The sequence below is a fragment of the Sphingomonas sp. PR090111-T3T-6A genome (assembly GCF_000383095.1).
Taxonomy (GTDB): domain Bacteria; phylum Pseudomonadota; class Alphaproteobacteria; order Sphingomonadales; family Sphingomonadaceae; genus Solisphingomonas.
On record NZ_AORL01000002.1, the window covers coordinates 17,826 to 36,350 of the forward strand.

Here is an 18,525-nt window from a genome sequence, read left to right on the forward strand (position 1 = left end):
CTCCTTAGTGGCGCCAGAATTCGAAGAGGTTGAGCACCACCTCGAAGGCGATCAGCAGGATGACGGCGATCTCCAGCCGGTAGGATCGCTTGTCCTGCACCAGATCGAGCAGCACGTCGGCGGCGTCGCCGATCACCTCCAGCTTGCGCTCGATGGCGCGGGCGCGGTCGCCCAGCTCGAACTCGGCTTCGAGGCGGCCGTAGAGGCGGTCCAGCTCGGGATGATCCCATAGCAGGTCGGGCTTCTCGCCGATCTGCGCGCGGCCGACGACGCGGTGCTGGGTCGAGAGCACGTCGCCGATATGCTGCATCACGCGGCGGATCGGCAGGCCGGCGCGGCCCTGCGTGCGCAGCTCGTTGACCAGCGGCTCGATCCGGTCGAACGCCTCGGCGATGCGGCTTTCGTCGCGCGCCAGCACGACGCTGCGGGCGAGCACCGTGGCGGTGAGCAGCAGCCGCTCGGGCGTCGCCTCGCGCAGGCGGATATGGCCGTCGGCGCTGACCAGCTCCTCCCCGCCGGGGCGGATTTCGATCCACGCCGTCTCGATCTCCGGCGAGGAGACGGGCTCGATCACATGATCGGACAGGCGGGCGATCAGCTCCGCCTCGATCTCGCTCGACGCGCCGAACAGCACGAGGACGCCGTAGCGGAACACATAAGCCGCCCCGATGCCCGACAGCGTCAGCGTCTCGGGCTCGACGAACTGCCGCAGGTTGCGCGTGTCGATGCGTGTGCCGAGCAGCAGCGCGCGCACGTCCGCCGTCCGCTCGCCGCCCGACAGGGAGACGCCCAGCACCTCGCGCGCGCCGATTCCGGGCCGCGTCGCCGCGGTGGCGGGGCGGGACGGGTCAGCCATGGCCGGCTTCGTTTCGGGCGGAGCGTGTCATCGTCGCTCTCCTTGCGCGAAGGTCATGACAATCCCAACGCAGGACAAAATGGGCCGGGGACGGGACGGCACGATGCCCGCCTGTCATGAGGGAGTCGCGGTCGCTCGTCAAAAGGGGCGCATCCAGTGAGTATAGTGTCGGCCTTCCGCCCCTGTCTCGGAACATGGAGGTTTGGGGATGTCCTCGCTCGTCACGATCGATTTCGAAGCCTCCTGCCTGCCGCGTGACGGCCGGAGCTATCCGATCGAGGTGGGCATCGCCGACATGGCGGGCTGGTCGCGCGCCTGGCTGATCCGGCCGGAGGCCGAATGGCGCGGCTGGACGTGGAGGGCGGAGGCGCAGGCCCTGCACGGGATCGAGCGCGATCAGCTCGACCGCGAAGGTCTGCCCGCCAAGCTGGTGATGGCCGAGCTGAACGCCTGCCTCGCCGGCCGCGACGTGATCGCCGATCATGATCTGGACCGCGTCTGGCTGGCGACCCTGTCGGAAGCGGCCGGTATCCGGCCTGCTTTCCGCATCCGTCATGTGGCGGAATTGCTCGATGAATGGCGGCCCTCGGCCGATGTGCTGGAGCGTGCGGTCGAGGGGGCGGATCGGGGTGTGCTCCGCCGCCATCGCGCGGAGCCTGACGCACTCTGGCTTGCGCATCTCGTCGGGGCGCTGGGTGTGGACCGGCGGGCCGTCCGTCCGGCGTTCCGGTGGGCGGATGCCGCGCCCGGCAAGCCCGCCCTGCAAAACGCCGCCTGAAACTGGGGCGACTCGCCGCCGTCCCTCAGGCCATCAGTGCGGGGCGGGGTTCCCGATCGCCCTGCCGGAAGGCCTGCGCGACGATGGCGAGCTGGGTGCGGTTGCGGACGTTGAGCTTGCGCATCAGCGCGGTCATGTGCGCCTTCACCGTCGCCTCGGCGATGCCGAGATCGAAGGCGATCTGCTTGTTGAGCAGGCCGGAATGGACGCCCTGCATCACCTTGAACTGCGTCGGCGTCAGCCTGACGGCGGTCTCGTCCGGTTCTGCGGCGTGATTCTGCCCGTTGGCGATCCTGTCCATGACACCCTCTCATCTTCCCTTGGCGATCCGGCCTCGCTGGCGAGCCGCGCCTTGATCCTTGAGCCGTTGTCCGGCCTCTTCCTGCATCCGATTCTCACCTTCAGGGGCTGAATCGGTTGGACAGGTTTAGGCTATGTTCGAAAAGGGTATCCCGTCAATCCGCCATTTTGGTGTGGCGACAACCGGAAAAGCTGTCATACAGGTATTGGCGATCAAGAATGCGGGGAAAATCACCCGCGCAGGTCTGGAGAGGGCGATGAGGGGCATGCGGAACGGCGCGGCAGGGAAGGGCCGGCACGGCGCGGAGGCGCGTCGATGACGGCCGAGGACGCGCGCCTGGTCGTTTCCGCCGTTCTCGGTATCGCGCTGGCGGTCGGTCTGATCGTCAAGGGGCGGTTGCATCCCTTCGTCGGCCTGCTTTGCGGCGCCTTCACCGTCGGCCTGCTCGCCGGAATACCGACCGTCGATGCCGCCAAGGCGGTGGAGAAGGGCGTCGGAGACATCCTCGGCGGGACCGGCCTCGTGGTGGCGCTCGGCTTGTCGCTTGGTGCCATGCTGCAACTCTCCAACGGCGCCTCGTCGCTGGCCCATGCCGTGCTGCGCCTGACCGGGGATCGCGGCGCACCCTGGCTGAGCCTGCTCGCGGCGATGGTGATCGGCCTGCCGCTTTTCTTCGAGACGGGGCTGGTGCTGCTCCTGCCGATCACGATGGCGGTGGCCGCGAGCCTGCCGGAAGCCGCGCGCTCGCGCGATGCGGCGAAGCTGCGGCTGGTCATGCCGGCGCTGGCGGGCCTTTCGGTGCTCCACGCGCTGGTGCCGCCGCATCCCGGCCCGCTGCTGGCGGTCAACACGCTGGGCGCCGATCTCGGCCGGACGATCCTCTATGGGCTGATCGTGGCGATCCCGACCGCAATCCTCTCCGGCCCCGTCCTGAGTCGCTTCACGACGCGCGGCATCACGCTCTCCGACGCCGTCATCGAGGCGCCCGAGACCGAGGCGACCGCGCCCAATCTCTGGCTCTCGCTGCTGGTGCTGCTGATGCCGGTGGTGCTGATCGCGAGCGCGCAGGTGCTGCCGCTGCTGCCGGCCTCGCTCAGCGCGCGGCTGGGCGGGCTCAGTGCCTGGGGCCATCCCGTGCTGGCGCTGCTCGTCACCAATCTGCTCGCGCTGCCGCTGCTGTTCGGGCGGCGGATGATGGTGGCGTCCGTGCAGGAGCGGATCTGGACCGAGACGATGAAGCCCGCCGGCGCGATCCTGCTCGCCATCGGCGCGGGCGGGGCGCTGAAGCAGGTGCTGGTCACCGCCGGCCTCTCGACGCTGCTCGCCCGCTGGGCGGAGACGGGGGGGCTCTCGCCGATCCTGCTGGCGTGGCTGGTGGCGGTCGGCGTGCGTCTCGCGACCGGCTCGGCGACGGTGGCGACGATCACGACGGCGGGCATCATGTCCGGCGTCGCGGCGACCACCGGCGTCTCACCCGAATGGCTGGTGCTGGCGATCGGCGCGGGCTCGATCTTCTTCTCGCACGTCAACGATCCGGGCTTCTGGCTGGTGAAGAGCTATGTCGGCACCAGCACGGCGGACACCTTCCGCACCTGGTCGGTGATGGAGACGGCGGTGTCGGTGCTGGGCCTGATCTTCATCCTGATCGTGAGCCAGGTGCTGGCATGAGCGAGGGGCGGCTGGCCGACCGGGCCTATACGCGCATCGTCGCGATCATCAACGAGGACGGCCTCCAGATCGGCGACCGCCTGCCCTCGGAGGCGCAGCTCGCCCAGACGTTCGGCATATCGCGCACGGTGGTGCGCGAGGCGCTCGTCCGGCTGGCGTCGGACGGGATCACCGAGGCGCGGCGCGGCGCTGGTTCCTATGTGAAGCGCCGCCCGTCCGAGCGGCTGGGCGCGCACATGCCGATGTCCGATCTCTCGGCCACGCTCGGCACCTATGAGGTGCGCTTCGTGCTGGAGGCGGAGGCGGCGCGGCTGGCGGCGATGCGCCGCTCGTCCGAGCAGATGGGCGAGATCGAGCACGCGCTGGCCGGGTTGCGGACGGCGCTCCTCTCCAGCGGCCCGGCGCATGACGAGGACTGGGCGCTCCACCGCGCGATCGCGCTCGCCACGTCCAACCCCGCCTTCCTGGCGACCTTCGATCATCTCCACGACGATGTGGACCGCATCCTCAAGGCCGGCGTCGACATCTCCCGCTCGCGTCCGCCGGCCGCCATCGAGGCGATGATCTCCGAGCATGAGATGATCGTCGATGCGATCCGCGCGCAGGATGCGGAAGGGGCGGCGCTGGCGATGCGCTGGCACCTCTCGCAGGGGCGCAAGCGGTTGATGCCCTGAGCTTTACGACTTTGGTCGCGGCTGTTCGGGCTTGCGATCCTGATTATCGCCCCACCATCCCCTTGATAAGGCGCAAAGCATGAACCTCAAGCTGGTCGCGGCCGCGTTGCTTCTCTCCACCTCGACGGCCGCGCTGGCGGCCTCGCCCTCGGCCTTCGCGGTGGCGCCGGCCGAGCCGGGTGCGGTCACCGTGCAGGGCGTCGGCGACGGCAAGGCCGATGACAGCGCCGCGATCCAGAAGGCGATCGATACGGCGGCCAACAAGGGAGCGGGCGGGATCGTCTTCCTGCCGTCCGGCCGCTATCGCATCACGCGCAGCCTGCTCGTGCCGCCGGCGGTGCGCATCTTTGGCGTCGGCGCGACGCGGCCGGTGATCTTCCTGGGTGACCGCACGCCGGGCTTCGGCAAGGGCATCGGCACCATGATGATGTTCACCGGCGGGCCGGGCTTCCTGCCGGGGCACAAGGTGGCGGTTCCGCCGCTCGGCAGCGTGCCGTTCAGCGACAAGGTGTCGGATGCCAATTCGGGCTCCTTCTACGGCGCGCTGAGCAATGTCGATTTCGAGATCGGCGCGGGCAATCCGGCGGCGACGGCGGTGCGCTTCCATGCCGCGCAGCACGCTTATCTCAGCCATGTCGACATGCGGATCGGATCGGGTCTGGCTGGGGCCTATCAGGTCGGCAACGTCATGGAGGACGTCCATTTCCATGGCGGCCGCTATGGCATCCTGACCGAGAAGACCTCACCGGCGTGGCAGTTCACGCTGATCGACTCCTCGTTCGACGGCCAGCGCAAGGCGGCGATCCGCGAGCATGAGGCGGGGCTGACCTTGGTGAACGTCCGCATCTCGGATGTGCCGGTCGGGATCGATATCGATCAGGGATACGGCGACTGGCTGTGGGGCAAGGACGTCCGCTTCGAGAATGTCGCCAGGGCCGGCGTCATCATCTCGAACGAGGGCAACGCCTACACCCAGATTGGCTTCGAGAATGCGATCGCGAGCAAGACGCCGACCTTCGCGCGCTTCCGCGATAGCGGAAAGGCGGTCGCCGGTTCCGGGGCGGCTTATCGGGTCAAGGCGTTCAACTACGGCCTCGCGCTCTCCGGCTTCGGCGATGCGGGGCAGTTCGCGACGAAGATGGAAGCGGAGCCGCTTTCCTCGCTTCCGGCTGAGCGTGAGGCTGCGATCCGCGACCTGCCGCCAGTGTCCGAATGGACCAGCGTCAAGGACTTGCGTGCGAAGGGTGATGGCTCGACCGACGATACCGCCGCGATCCAGCAGGCGATCGAGAGCCATCGCGTGCTCTATTTCCCGATGGGCCATTATGTCGTTAGCGACACGCTGAAGCTGAAGCCCGACACCGTCCTGATCGGCCTCCATCCGAGCCGCACCCAGATCGTGCTGGCCGAGAAGACGCCGGCCTACGCCGGTGTCGGCCCGGCCAAGGCGCTGGTCGAGTCGCCGCAGGGCGGCACCAATATCGTCACCGGCCTTGGCCTGTTCACCGGCGGCGTGAACCCGCGGGCGAGTGCGCTGATCTGGAAGGCGGGCGAAAGCTCGCTGGTCGATGACGTCAAGATCGAGGGCGGCCACGGCACGATCACCGCCGACGGCCATCGCTTCGATCCTTATGACGCCACCCACTCGGCCGACGCAGACCCGGCCAAGCGCTGGGACGGCCAGCATCCGAGCATCTGGGTGACCGATGGCGGCGGCGGCACCTTCGTCAATGTCTGGACCCCGGACACCTATGCCCAGTCGGGTATGCTGGTTTCGAATACCAGGACGCCCGGCCATGTCTATGAGCTGTCGGCCGAGCATCATGTCCGCAACGAGATCGTGCTCGACGGCGTGGAGAATTGGGAGTTCCTCGCCCCCCAGACCGAGGAGGAGTCCGGCGAAAGCCAGGACACCGTGTCGATCGAGGTGCGCAACTCGCGCAACATCCTGTTCGCCAATTACCACGCCTATCGCGTGACGCGCAGCGTGAAGCCGGCGCTGACGGCGGCGCGGTTGTTCAACTCGTCGGACATCCGCTTCCGCAATGTCCATGTGAACGCCGAAAGCGGTTTCTCCACCTGCGACGCCAATGGCTGTGGGACCTATCTGCGGGTCAGCAAGTTCCCCTACGAGAACACGATCCTCGACATGACGCACAAGCTGGCGGTGCGTCAGCGCGAGTTCGCGACGCTGGATGTGCCGGCCGACCCGGTGGCGGCGGCACCGGCCTCACTGGCGCCGGTCGAGAAGCTGGAGGACGGCTTCTACTCGATCTCCGGCGCGGCGGTGGACGCGTCCGGCAAGCTCTACTTCGTCGATCACCGCTTCCAGCGCATCTATGGGTGGAGCGAGAAGGAAGGCCTCTCGATCGAGCGCGATGCCCCGCTCGATCCGGTGAACCTCGCCTTCGACAGGTCGGGTAACCTGATTGTGTTGTCCTCGGACGGCCCCGAGGCGACGGTCTACAGCTTCAAGCCTGGGACCACCGATCCGATCACGCTGATCCAGCCCACGCCTACCGGCCAGCATCCGGGAGCGAGCATCGCTCTCCCGGTCAACACATGGGTGAACGGCGAGTTCAAGGATCAGCTCGATCCCAAGACCATGCGCTTCACCACGCTCCACGAGATGTATGTTCGAGATGCGGGCACGGCGAAGGCGCGTGAATATGTCTCGGCGGATGGCAGCCTCGTGCTCCCGGCCTTCCGGGTCTTCCAGCAGGGGCCGGGCAACCATCTCGGCTGGCGCTTCTCCGACACGCTGGACAGCTATGGTTTCGTCGCGGCGAAGGCGGGTGAGCGGGTCTATGTCGTCAACGGCTCGGAGGACCGTACCTACAGTGCCCTTGTCGGCACGGCCGGGCAGCTCACCGATCTCAGGCCCTTTGCCGAGCGTGGCGGGGAGGGCGTCACCAAGGGGCCGGATGGCCGCGTCTATGTGCTGAACGGCGAGGTCTTCGTCTATGCGGCCGACGGCAAGGAACTCGGCCAGATCCGCGTGCCCGAGCGGCCCACCCAGATCCTGTTCGGCGGCGCGGAGGGCAAGACCCTCTTCATCCTGACCCACCACGCGCTCTACGCGGCCAGGCCCTGATCCGGGCCGTGTGCCGGGCCGGCGGCCTTTGGCCCGGCCCGGCCTTTATCGCCGCGGGATCAGCCAGCCCTCGTCGTTTAGCCAGTCGTCCAGCCGGTCCGGCCAGTGCTGGATCGAGAGGCGTTCGGAATGCATCGCCAGGTTGAAGCCGTGATCGGTGTCCGCGAACATGTGGAGTTCCGCCGACACGCCCGCCTTGCGGAGCTGGTCGTAGAGCGCGAGCGCGGGCGTCGCGCAGCATGGGTCGATCGAGCCCGCCGCGATGAAGGCGGGCGGCGCGCTGGCCACCGCCTTGCCCGGAATGCCGAGCGGGCCGGGATAGATCAGCACCTGAAAGTCGGGCCGCGCGCTCTCGCGATCGATCGCATCGGCGGCGGCGGGCGTGGCGGGGGCGAGGTTGTCCGTCACCAGCGACACTAGCTCGCCGCCCGCCGAGAAGCCCATGATCCCGATCCGGTGCGGATCGACGCCATAGTCGGCGGCGTGCGCGCGCACCCAGCGGACGGCGCGGCGCGCGTCGGCGGCGGCATCGCCCTCGATCGTGTAGGTCGAGCCGGGCTCGCGTGCGAGGCGGTATTTCAGCACGAAGGTCGTGACGCCGAACCGGTTGAGTGCCTTGGCCGGCACCACGCCCTCGTTCTGGAAGACGAGCATCCGGTGCCCGCCGCCGGGGATGACGATGATCGCCGCGCCATTGGCGTGCTTCGCGTCGGCACGGAAGACGGTTAGCGAGGGGTTGTGGACATTGTGGACATAGGCGCCGTCCTCCAGCCGCTCCGCCTCGCCGGCGTGGCGCTCCGATCCGGGGGCGCCGTGGGGCCAGATCGGGATGGCGGCGTCCTCGGGCGCGGGGGCCGCGAACACCGGCCCCGCACAGGCCAGCAGAAGGGCGAGGAGGGGACGGCGGAAGGTCATGGGCGGGCTCCCTGTCGGATGGCGGCGGATGTCAGCGCGGCGTATCGGTCCGGCGCAGCCAGTCGAGGCTGGCCTCGCGCAGTTCGTCGAGCGGGCGGGCACCGTCGAGCACGAGGACGGGTTCCCCCGCCTCCGGCTGTTCCAATGTCGCGAGCTGGCTGTCGAGCAAGCTCGCGGGCATGTAATGGCCCGGCCGGTTGTTCATCCGGTGGACCAGTTCCTCACGGCTCGCCTCGGGGAGGATGAAGGCGACCGGCAGCCCGGTCGCGCCGGCCAGCCGCTCGCGATAGCTTTGCTTGAGCGCCGAGCAGGCCGCCACCGCCACCCCGTCCGCCAGCACCGCCTCGCGGATGCCCGCGCCCAGCCGGTCCAGCCATGGCCAGCGATCGGCGTCGTCGAGAGGTATGCCGGCGCGCATCTTGGCGACGGCCGCTGCGTCGTGGAACGAGTCGCCTTCCAGGAAGCGGCAGCCCAGCGCGCGCGCCAGCTCCGCTCCGAGCGTCGACTTCCCACTGCCGCTGACGCCCATGACGATGATCGCCCTCGGCCCGAAACCGGCCGTGTCGGATTGCGTCTGCACGTCTCTTCCCTTTGTGTTTGCTGGCCCCGAAAAAATGCGGCCCAGCTTTCGCCAGGCCGCCAGTCGGGGAAAACCGACAACGTTATCAAGCGGATTCGACACGCTTGCCAATTACGACCTTGGTCGCGGCTGTTTCACCCGTGAAGAGCGATTAGGCCCGATCAAATTCCATGCGGGAGGCACGCGGCGACGCGTCGGCGCACCCGCCTTGTGGCTTCTGGAACAACAAGCGGGGATCGCATGAAATCGCGTTGGATGGCGGCGGCTGCTCTCGGTGCTGTTATCGCTCCCATGACGGCGGTGCTGGCCGTGCCTTCCGCGCTCCCCGTGGCGCCGGCGGACGGCGGTGCCGTGACGGTCCACGGCGTGGGCGACGGCAAGGCCGACGACAGCGCGGCGATCCAGCAGGCGATCGACACCGCCTTCGCGAAGGGCAAGGGCGGTATCGTCTTCCTGCCGTCGGGGCGCTACCGCATCACGCGCACGGTCTTCGTCCGCTCGGCGGTGCGGGTCTTCGGGGTCGGGCCGACGCGGCCGGTGATCGTTCTGGGGGACCGCACCCCCGGCTTCGCCACCGGCGTGAAGACGATGCTGAGCTTCACCGGCGAGGATCAGTATCAGATCGGCACCGTCGCCTTCCCGCCGACCACCAGCGTGCCGTTCGACCGCAAGATCCAGGATGCGACGTCGAGCACCTTCTATTCGGCGTTGAGCAATGTCGACATCGAGATCGGCGCAGGCAATCCGGCGGCGACGGGCGTGCGCTTCCGCGTCGCGCAGCATGGTTTCCTGCGGCATGTCGATATGCGCATCGGGTCGGGCCTCGCGGGGGCCTATCAGGTCGGCAACGTCATGGAGGACGTGCATTTCCATGGCGGCCGCTATGGCATCCTGACCGAGAAGACCTCTCCGGCGTGGCAGTTCACGCTGATCGACTCCTCGTTCGATGGCCAGCGCGAGGCGGCGATCCGCGAGCATGAGGCGGGGCTGACCCTGGTCAACGTCCGTATCTCGGATGTGCCGGTCGGGATCGATATCGATCAGGGCTATGGTGATTGGCTGTGGGGCAAGGACGTCTGCTTCGAGAATGTCGCCAAAGCCGGCGTCATCATCTCGAACGAGGGCAACGCCTACACCCAGATTGGCTTCGAGAATGCGATCGCGAGCAAGACGCCGACCTTCGCGCGCTTCCGCGATAGCGGAAAGGCGGTCGCCGGTTCCGGGGCGGCCTATCGGGTCAAGGCGTTCAACTACGGCCTCGCGCTCTCCGGCTTCGGCGATGCGGGGCAGTTCGCGACGAAGATGGAAGCGGAGCCGCTTTCCTCGCTTCCGGCCGCTCGGTCGCCTGCAATCCGCGACCTGCCGCCGGTGTCCGAATGGACCAGCGTCAAGGGCTTGGGCGCGAAGGGCGACGGCTCGACCGACGATACGGCCGCGATCCAGCAGGCGATCGCCAGCCATCGGGTGCTGTACTTCCCGATGGGCCATTACGTCGTCAGCGACACGCTGAAGCTGAGGCCCGACACCGTCTTGATCGGCCTGCACCCGAGCCGGGCCCAGATCGTCCTGCCGGACAATGCCCCCGCTTATGCAGGCGTCGGCCCGGCCAAGGCGCTGGTGGAGTCGCCGCAGGGCGGCACCAACATCGTCACCGGCCTCGGCCTGTTCACGGGCGGCGTGAACCCGCGGGCGAGCGCGCTGATCTGGAAGGCCGGCGAAAGCTCGCTCGTCGATGACGTCAAGATCCAGGGCGGCGGCGGCACGCTGATGGCCGACGGCAAGCATCTCGACATGTCGAAGCCCGCCTATCGCTGGGACGGGCAGCATCCGAGCATCTGGGTGACCGATGGCGGCGGCGGCACCTTCGCGGATGTCTGGTCGCCCAACACCTTCGCGCAGGCGGGTTTCGTCGTCACCAACACGAAGACGCCAGGCCATGTCTATGAGCTTTCCAACGAGCATCATGTCCGCAACGAGATCGTGCTCGACGGCGTGGAGAACTGGGAGTTCCTCGCCCCCCAGACCGAGCAGGAGGTGCGCGACGGCGTCGACACGGTGTCGCTGGAGGTGCGCAACTCGCGCAACATCCTGTTCGCCAACTATCATGGCTATCGCGTCACCCGGACGATCAAGCCGGCGCTGACGGCGGTGCGGCTGTTCAACTCGTCCGACATCCGCTTCCGCAACGTCCATGTGAACGCCGAAAGCGGTTTCGCCACCTGCGATGCCAATGGCTGCGCCACCTATCTGCGCGCGAGCAAATTCCCGTTCGAGAACGCTATTCTCGACATGACCCACAAGCTGGCGGTGCGTCAGCGCGAGTTCGCGACGCTGGACGTGCCGGCCGATCCGGTGGCGGCGGCTCCGGCCTCGCTGGCGCCAGTGGAGAAGCTGGAGGATGGCTTCTACTCGATCTCCGGCGCGGCCGTGGATGCTTCGGGCAAGCTCTACTTCGTCGATCACCGCTTCCAGCGCATCTATGGCTGGAGCGAGAAGGAAGGCCTCTCGATTGAGCGCGATGCGCCGCTTGATCCGGTCAACCTCACCTTCGACAAGTCCGGCAATCTGATCGTGCTGTCCTCGGACGGGCCGGAAGGAACGGTCTACAGCTTCAAGCCGGGCACCACCGATCCGATAACGCTGATCCAGCCGACGCCGGTGGGCCAGCATCCGGGGGGCAGCATCGCACTGCCGGTCAACACCTGGGTGAACGGCGAGTTCAAGGATCAGTTCGATCCCAAGACCATGCATTTCACCACGCTGCACGACATGTATGTCCGAGATGCGGGCACGGCGAAGGCCCGCGAATATGTTTCGCCGGACGGCAGCCTCGCGCTGCCCGCCTATCGGGTGCTGACGCAGGGGCCGACCAACCATCTCGGCTGGCGCTGGTCCGACACGCTGGACAGCTACGGCTTCGTGACGGCGAAGCCGGGCGAGCGGGTGTTCGTGGTCAATGGTTCGGAGAATCGCACCTACAGCGGCCTCGTCGGCGCGGCCGGGCAGATCACCGATCTCAAGCCGTTCGCCAGCCGTGGCGGCGAGGGCGTTGCCCAAGGCTCGGACGGCCGCGTCTATGTGCTGAACGGCGAGGTCTTCGTCTACGCGGCGGACGGCAAGGCGCTGGGCCGGATCATGGTGCCCGAACGGCCCATCCAGATCCTGTTCGGCGGCGCGGACGGCCGCACGCTCTTCATTCTCACGCACCGCGCTCTGTACGCGGCCAAGCCCTGATCGACGCAACATCAAAACATAAAGGGAGGATATCATGATCGACACGACGCCCCGCATTCCGGCAGCGCTGAGGCGCCGCGCGATGTTGCTGGCGAGCGCCACCATCGCCGGTTTCGCGCTGATCGCCCCCGCGCACGCGCAGGACACGAGCGCGCCGGCTCCGGCCCCCAGCGCCTCCCAGCCGGCGCAGGACGAGGCCCAGCCGCAGCAGATCATCGTCACCGGTTCGCGCATCACCGCCAGCGGCTTCTCCGCGCCGACGCCGACGCAGGTGCTCGGCACGGCGGACATCGCCAAGCAGGCCCAGCCCAACATCTTCAACACCATCGCCGAGCTGCCCTCGCTGCAGGGCTCCACCGGCGTCACGACGGGCACCAACAGCACGTCGAGCGGCACGCAGGGCCTGAGCTCCTTCTCGCTGCGCGGCCTCGGCACGATCCGCACGCTGACGCTGCTCGACGGCCAGCGCATCGTCGGCGCCAACGTCACCGGCGTGCCGGACATCAGCCTGATGCCCCAGCTCCTCATCAAGCGCGTCGATGTGGTGACGGGTGGCGCCTCGGCCTCCTGGGGCTCGGACGCGGTGGGTGGCGTCGTCAACTTCGTCACCGACAAGCATTTCGAGGGCTTCAAGGCCAACGTCCAGAGCGGCGTGACCACCTATGGCGACGACGGCCAGTATCTCTTCCAGGCGGCGGCCGGAAAGAGCTTCCTCGACGGGCGCCTGCATGTCGAGGTGAGCGGCGAATATGACCATGAGGACGGCGTGCCGGCCGGCGGCTTCGGCGAGGACGCGCCGGGCGGGCGCGACTGGTATACGACGGCCACGCTCCTCAACCGCGGCGTCACCAATGACGGCTCGCCGCAATATCTCTACCGCGAACATGCGCAGGCCTATCAATATGGCAAATATGGCCTGATTACCGCTGGGCCGCTCCAGGGCACCGCCTTCGACTTCAACGGCAATCCCTTCGCCTATCAATACGGCTCGAACGGCGTGCCGGCGAAGAATGCGGCCGGCACCGTGGCGGGCTGCTACAATTTCTGCCAGGGCGGCGATCTGTCGGGCAATGTCGGCATCGGCACCTCGCTCCAGTCGCGGCTCCAGCGCCTCAACGGCTATGGCCGGATCGGCTTCGACATCGCGCCCGAGAACGAGATCTATGCCACCGTCAACGTCGCGCGGGTGCGGACGTCGAACCAGCCCAATCCGGGCATGGCGCGATCGGGCATCACGCTGCAATGCGACAATCCCTTCGTGCCGGCTGAAATCCAGGCCGATTGCGCGGCGGACGGGATCACCAGCTTCCAATATGGCGTGAGCAACGCGATCCTGCCCAACATCAAGGTGAGCCCCGAGCGTACCCAGTATCGCTTCGTCGGCGGGGCGGACGGCAAGTTCACCGCGCTCGGCAGCGACTGGAGCTACGACGCCTATTACGAGCATGGCGAGAATGTCACCGACATCCGCGTGCAGAACATGACGCTGGTGCCGCGCTACAACGCGGCGATCCAGGCGATCAGCCTCAACGGCCAGATCGTGTGCGCGGACCCGGTGGCGCGCGCCAATGGCTGCGTGCCGATCAACATCATCGGCGGTGCCCCGCTCAGCGCCGAGCAGCTTGCCTATATCCAGCCTGGCCACGGCCCGTTCCAGCACACGCGCCAGTCGCAGGACGCCGCCAGCTTCAGCCTCAACGGCCAGCCCGTGTCGCTCTGGGCGGGGCCGCTCTCGGTCGCGTTGGGCGCGGAATATCGGCGTGAACATTATAAGGTGAACGGCGACGTCTATGGCAACGGCGTCACCGGCGACAATGTCTATGACACCGACTATCCCGCCGATCCGCTGCTGAACAGCGCCGGCGGCAACTGGTATGCCGGCAATTATCATGACGGCCGCGGCACCTATAACGTCAAGGAAGCCTTCCTCGAACTGAACGTGCCGCTGTTCGATTCGCACGCGATCGGCAAGGCCAACCTCAACATGGCCGGCCGCTGGACGGACTACAGCACGTCGGGCACCGTCTATACGTGGAAGATCGGCGGCACCTGGGATACGCCGCTGGACGGCGTCCGCCTGCGCGCGGTGACCTCGCGCGACGTGCGTGCGCCCAACCTGTCCGAGCTGTTCGCGGCGCCGATTTCGGTCAACGTGCCGAACGTCTTCGATCCGTTCAACAACCGCTCGGTCAACGTGTCGCAGAACACGGTCGGCAATCCGAACCTGAAGCCGGAAATCGCGCGCAACACCGAGGCGGGCTTCACCCTGTCGCGGCCGCATTGGCTGCCCGGTTTTAGCTTCTCGTTCGATTATTACCGGATCAAGATCAAGGGCGCGATCTCGTCGCTCTCGGCGCAGGACCAGATCAACTACTGCCATGCCGGCGTGACCCAGCTCTGTGGCTCCTTCTTCCTGGATTCGCCGGACAACACGGGCAATTACGTCAACGTCCAGCCGTTCAACCTCGCCTCGATCTTCACCGACGGCTTCGATATCGAGGCGAGCTATCGGTGGGAGCGGCCGCTGGGCCTCGACGGCAATCTGTCGATCCGCGGTCTGGCGACCAACGTGCGCAACTATATCACCAACAACGGCCTGCCGGGCGCGATCCCGATCCAGCAGGCGGGCGTGAACAGCGGCGCGACGCCGAAGTGGAAGCTGCTGGGGGTCGAGAGCTACGACACCGACAAGTTCAGCATCACGCTCACCCAGCGCTGGTTCAGCGACGGCGTGTTCGGAACCCAGTACATCGTCTGCGGTGCCGGAAATTGCCCGGTCTCGACCAACAACAATCCGACCATCGATTATAACAAGATGAAGGGCGCCTTCTATTTCGACGTGGGCGGTTCCTACAACGTCACCAAGCTGTGGCAGGTCTATTTCAAGGTCGACAACCTGTTCAACCGCGATCCCACCCCCTCGCCGCAGACCAACACCGGCGTGGACATCAACCCGCAGCTCTATGACGTGCTGGGCCGCATGTTCCGCGTCGGCGTGCGCTACAACTTCTGATCGGGACGACAGGCCGCCCTCGCCAGCCGAGGGCGGCCTTCGCCTGTTCCGCGACAGATCGGTGTGGCCGATTTCAGCGAGTGACAGGCTTCATTGGCGAGGCCCCGCACCTTCCGGCAGAGGAAGGACATGCCGCCGCGCCACATCATTCCCGCGCTCACCGCCGCCGACGTCGAGAGCCCCGTCGCCATCCGCGCCCGGCTGCGCAGGCTGGCGCAGAGCCGGCGCAGCCTTCGCGCGGCCAGGCGCCTCTAACGGATAGCCCTGATCCGGCCGAAGCCGCGCGGCGCGCGCGGGGCGTCGTCGAGCACGCCTTCGCCGGCGAGGGATTCGATGATCGGGCAATCGGGCCGGCCGTCGCCATGGCAGGTCGCCGCCAGGTGCTTGAGCGTCTCGCTCATCTCCCGAAGCTCATGCGCCTTGCGTTCCAGTTCCGCTACGTGGCGAAGCGCGATCGCCTTCACGTCGGCGCTGGCGCGGCCCCGGTCGCTCCACAGCGCGACCAGCTCGGTCATCTGATCGGCCGAGAAGCCGAGATCGCGCGCGCGGCGGATGAAGCGCAGCGTATGCACGTCCCGCTCGCCATAGGAGCGATAGCCCGCCTCGGTCCGCTCGGCGGCGGGCATGAGGCCGATCGACTCATAATAGCGGATCATCTTGGCCGAGACGCCGCTGGCTTTGGCGGCCTGTCCGATATTCATCTGGCGATCCTGTGTCCTGCGAGGGGAGGATATCGGCGGAGGCGGGGCGGCCCGCAAGGGCGTCAGCCGAGCGCCAGCGCCGGGGCGACGCGCCGCAGCCTCAGTGCGTTGCCCAGCACGAACAGGCTCGACATCGCCATCGCGCCCGCCGCGAGCATCGGCGAGAGCAACGTCCCCGAAACCGGATAGAGCACGCCCGCCGCCACCGGGATCAGCAGCACATTGTAGGCGAAGGCCCAGAACAGATTCTGGTGGATGTTGCGGATCGTCGCCCGGCTCAATCCGATCGCGTTGGGCACGCCGCGCACGTCGCCGGACATCAGGATCACGTCCGCGCTCTCGATGGCGATATCCGTGCCGGTGCCGATCGCGATGCCGACATCCGCCTCGGCCAGCGCAGGCGCGTCGTTGATGCCGTCGCCGACGAAGGCGATGCGGCGATCCTCGCCGCGCAGCGAGCGGAGCGCCTCCACCTTGCCGGCGGGGAGCACCTCCGCCGCCACCTCGTCGATGCCGAGCGTCCGGGCGATCGCCTCGGCGGTCCGGCGGTTGTCGCCGGTGATCATCGCCACCCGCAGACCCAGCGCATGGAGCGCGGCGATGGCTTGGGGGCTCGTCCCCTTGATCGGATCGGCGACAGCGAGGATGGCCGCGAGCCGGCCGTCGATGGCGGCATAGAGCGGGCTCTTGCCCTCCTCGCCGAGCCGGGCTGCGGCCTCTGCGAAGGGGAGGAGGCCGATCCCGTGCCTTGCCATCAGGCGGTCGGCACCGACCACGACCTTGCGGCCGTCCACCGTCGCGGTGACGCCATAGCCCGGCAGCGCCTCGAAGCCGCTCACCCCGTCACGGGCGAGACCCTTGGCGTCCGCCGCCTCGACGATGGCGGTGGCGATGGGGTGCTCCGATCGCGCTTCCACCGCAGCGACCAGCGCCAGCACGTCGTCGACCTCAAAGCCTTCGGCGGCGACCAGATCGGTCAGCTCCGGCCGACCGACGGTGAGCGTGCCCGTCTTGTCGAGCGCCACCACGCCGACATCGCGCAGCGCCTGCAACGCCTCGCCCTTGCGGAACAGCAGGCCCCATTCGGCGGCGCGGCCGGTGCCGACCATGATCGAGGTCGGCGTCGCCAGCCCCATGGCGCAGGGGCAGGCGATGATGAGCACCGCCACCGCGTTGACCAGCGCGAAGCCCAGCGCCGGGCGGGGCCCGAACACCATCCAGATCGCGAAGGTGGCGAAGGCGGCCGCCATCACCGCCGGCACGAACCACGCCGTCACCCTGTCGACCAGCGCCTGGATCGGCAGCTTGGAGCCCTGCGCCTGCTCGACCATCCGGATGATCTGCGCGAGCAGCGTGTCGGCGCCGGTGCGGCTGACGCGGACGGTGAAGCTGCCGGTCTTGTTGATCGTGCCGCCGGTCACTTCGGCGCCGGGCTCCTTGCGGACGGGCAGCGGCTCGCCCGAGATCATCGCCTCGTCGACCAGCGAACTGCCCTCCATCACCGCGCCGTCGACGGGCACGCGTTCGCCGGGGCGCACCTGCACCAGATCGCCCGACGCCACCTCGTCCAGCGGCACGTCGCGCGCCTCGCCGTCCCGCAATACGCGCGCGGTTTTCGGGCGAAGGCCGACAAGGCGCCTGATCGCCTGCGAGGTCCGCCCCCTGGCGCGGGCTTCCAGCGTGCGGCCGAGCAGGATCAGCGTGACGATGACCGACGAGGCCTCGTAATAGAGGTGCGCGGTGCCCGTCGGCAGCACGCGCGGCAGGAAGGTCGCGACGACCGAATAGCCCCACGCCGCGGCCGTCCCCAGCACGACCAGCGAGTTCATGTCCGGCGCGCGGCGCAGCAGGGCGGGGATGCCCTTGCGGTAGAAGCGCAGGCCCGGCCCGAACAGCACCAGCGTCGCCAGCGCGAACTCGATCAGCGGATGGCTCCCGAAGCCCGGCACCATCGCGATCAAGAAGACGGGAAGGGTGAGCAGGGATGCGGCGATCAGCGCGCGGCGCAGGCTGGCGAACTCTCGATCGCGCGTCTCCGTCTCGCGATCGGCGCTGTCGTCGCCGGAAGACAGTGGCCGGGCCGCATAGCCGGCGCTTTCGATGGCGGCCTCGATGGCGGTCGCGTCGGCGATGCCGGCGATATGGCGGACCGTCGCCCATCCGGTCGCGAGATTGACGCCGGCATCCGTGACGCCCGGCACCGCCTTCAGCGCCCGCTCCACCCGCCTCACGCACGACGCGCAGGTCATGCCCTCGACGGCAAACTCCTGCGTTTCCTCGGTCGTCGCATAACCCGCATCCCGGATCGCCTCGACCACGGCGATCGGCTGGGCGTCCGCATGGAAACGGACATCCGCCCGCTCCGTGGCGAGGTTGACCGAGGCTTCCGCGACGCCCGGCACGGCGCGGATCGCCCGTTCGACCCGTCCGACACAGGAGGCGCAGGACATGCCCTCGATACGCAGGCTGGCGCTGGCAGTGCTCGAACCCATCGAATTGATCCCGTCGTCCTTCACTGCCGTTTCAGATGGGGCTTCCCATATTGGGAAGGTCAAGCATCGGGCCGCGTATTTTTTTGAGGCCTTTCCCGATGATAGGGAGCATGGCTGCGATCCGCCCGGCGGGAGGCGATCACGGACCGGGCGCGGGTGATCCGGAAAGCGTAAAACCTTTGGCGATGGCCGCGATGCGCGGCCGGGCTTGCCATGAAG

At 67.9% G+C, this 18,525-nt stretch carries 13 protein-coding genes; 7 read left to right on the plus strand and 6 right to left on the minus strand.

The features are described 5' to 3' along the window. Positions 1–4: 4 nt before the first annotated feature. Positions 5–856, minus strand: a complete 852-nt coding sequence (locus ST3T6A_RS0100335) for an RMD1 family protein (protein WP_019830892.1) — start codon at positions 854–856, stop codon at positions 5–7. A gap of 208 nt (positions 857–1,064) precedes the next feature. On the opposite strand from ST3T6A_RS0100335, the gene ST3T6A_RS18970 reads away from it, so the two are divergent. Next, complete coding sequence (locus ST3T6A_RS18970) at positions 1,065–1,634, plus strand: 3'-5' exonuclease (protein ID WP_019830893.1); 570 nt, start codon at positions 1,065–1,067, stop codon at positions 1,632–1,634. Between the two features lie 25 nt (positions 1,635–1,659). On the opposite strand, the gene ST3T6A_RS18975 is transcribed toward ST3T6A_RS18970, so the two are convergent. After that, entirely contained in the window at positions 1,660–1,935 is a 276-nt protein-coding gene (locus ST3T6A_RS18975) for a helix-turn-helix domain-containing protein (protein ID WP_019830894.1), read from the minus strand. A 315-nt stretch (positions 1,936–2,250) separates the two neighbouring features. Between ST3T6A_RS18975 and ST3T6A_RS0100350 the strand changes: the two genes are divergently transcribed. The 3 genes from ST3T6A_RS0100350 to ST3T6A_RS0100360 all read left to right on the plus strand — a co-directional run bounded on the left by ST3T6A_RS0100350 (position 2,251) and on the right by ST3T6A_RS0100360 (position 7,371). Then, complete coding sequence (locus ST3T6A_RS0100350; protein WP_019830895.1) at positions 2,251–3,603, plus strand: GntP family permease; 1,353 nt, start codon at positions 2,251–2,253, stop codon at positions 3,601–3,603. Next, entirely contained in the window at positions 3,600–4,277 is a 678-nt protein-coding gene (locus ST3T6A_RS0100355) for a FadR/GntR family transcriptional regulator (protein ID WP_019830896.1), read from the plus strand. The genes ST3T6A_RS0100350 and ST3T6A_RS0100355 overlap by 4 nt, the downstream gene beginning before the upstream one ends. Before the next feature lie 79 nt (positions 4,278–4,356). Next, entirely contained in the window at positions 4,357–7,371 is a 3,015-nt protein-coding gene (locus tag ST3T6A_RS0100360; protein ID WP_019830897.1) for a glycosyl hydrolase family 28-related protein, read from the plus strand. A gap of 45 nt (positions 7,372–7,416) precedes the next feature. On the opposite strand, the gene ST3T6A_RS0100365 is transcribed toward ST3T6A_RS0100360, so the two are convergent. Both ST3T6A_RS0100365 and ST3T6A_RS0100370 read right to left on the minus strand, forming a co-directional pair. Next, entirely contained in the window at positions 7,417–8,286 is an 870-nt protein-coding gene (locus tag ST3T6A_RS0100365; protein ID WP_019830898.1) for an alpha/beta hydrolase, read from the minus strand. A gap of 31 nt (positions 8,287–8,317) precedes the next feature. Then, positions 8,318–8,866 (minus strand): gluconokinase, encoded by a 549-nt coding sequence (locus ST3T6A_RS0100370; RefSeq protein ID WP_019830899.1) that lies wholly within the window; start codon positions 8,864–8,866, stop codon positions 8,318–8,320. Positions 8,867–9,106: 240 nt separating this feature from the next. On the opposite strand from ST3T6A_RS0100370, the gene ST3T6A_RS0100375 reads away from it, so the two are divergent. The 3 genes from ST3T6A_RS0100375 (at position 9,107) to ST3T6A_RS22100 (ending at position 15,368) form a co-directional block, all read left to right on the plus strand. After that, positions 9,107–12,100, plus strand: coding sequence for a glycosyl hydrolase family 28-related protein (locus ST3T6A_RS0100375; RefSeq protein ID WP_026359296.1), 2,994 nt, complete (start codon positions 9,107–9,109; stop codon positions 12,098–12,100). A 34-nt stretch (positions 12,101–12,134) separates the two neighbouring features. After that, on the plus strand, positions 12,135–15,113 hold the full coding sequence (locus tag ST3T6A_RS0100380) for a TonB-dependent receptor domain-containing protein (RefSeq protein WP_019830901.1): 2,979 nt from the start codon (positions 12,135–12,137) through the stop codon (positions 15,111–15,113). A gap of 129 nt (positions 15,114–15,242) precedes the next feature. Further along, positions 15,243–15,368 (plus strand): hypothetical protein, encoded by a 126-nt coding sequence (locus ST3T6A_RS22100; protein WP_019830902.1) that lies wholly within the window; start codon positions 15,243–15,245, stop codon positions 15,366–15,368. On the opposite strand, the gene cueR is transcribed toward ST3T6A_RS22100, so the two are convergent. Continuing rightward, entirely contained in the window at positions 15,365–15,814 is a 450-nt protein-coding gene (gene cueR, locus ST3T6A_RS0100390) for a Cu(I)-responsive transcriptional regulator (RefSeq protein ID WP_019830903.1), read from the minus strand. The genes ST3T6A_RS22100 and cueR overlap by 4 nt on opposite strands. Before the next feature lie 62 nt (positions 15,815–15,876). Then, the gene (locus tag ST3T6A_RS0100395) at positions 15,877–18,306 is read right to left on the minus strand and encodes a heavy metal translocating P-type ATPase (RefSeq protein WP_037537313.1); all 2,430 of its coding nucleotides are present in this window, start codon (positions 18,304–18,306) and stop codon (positions 15,877–15,879) included. Between the last annotated feature and the right edge of the window lie 219 nt (positions 18,307–18,525).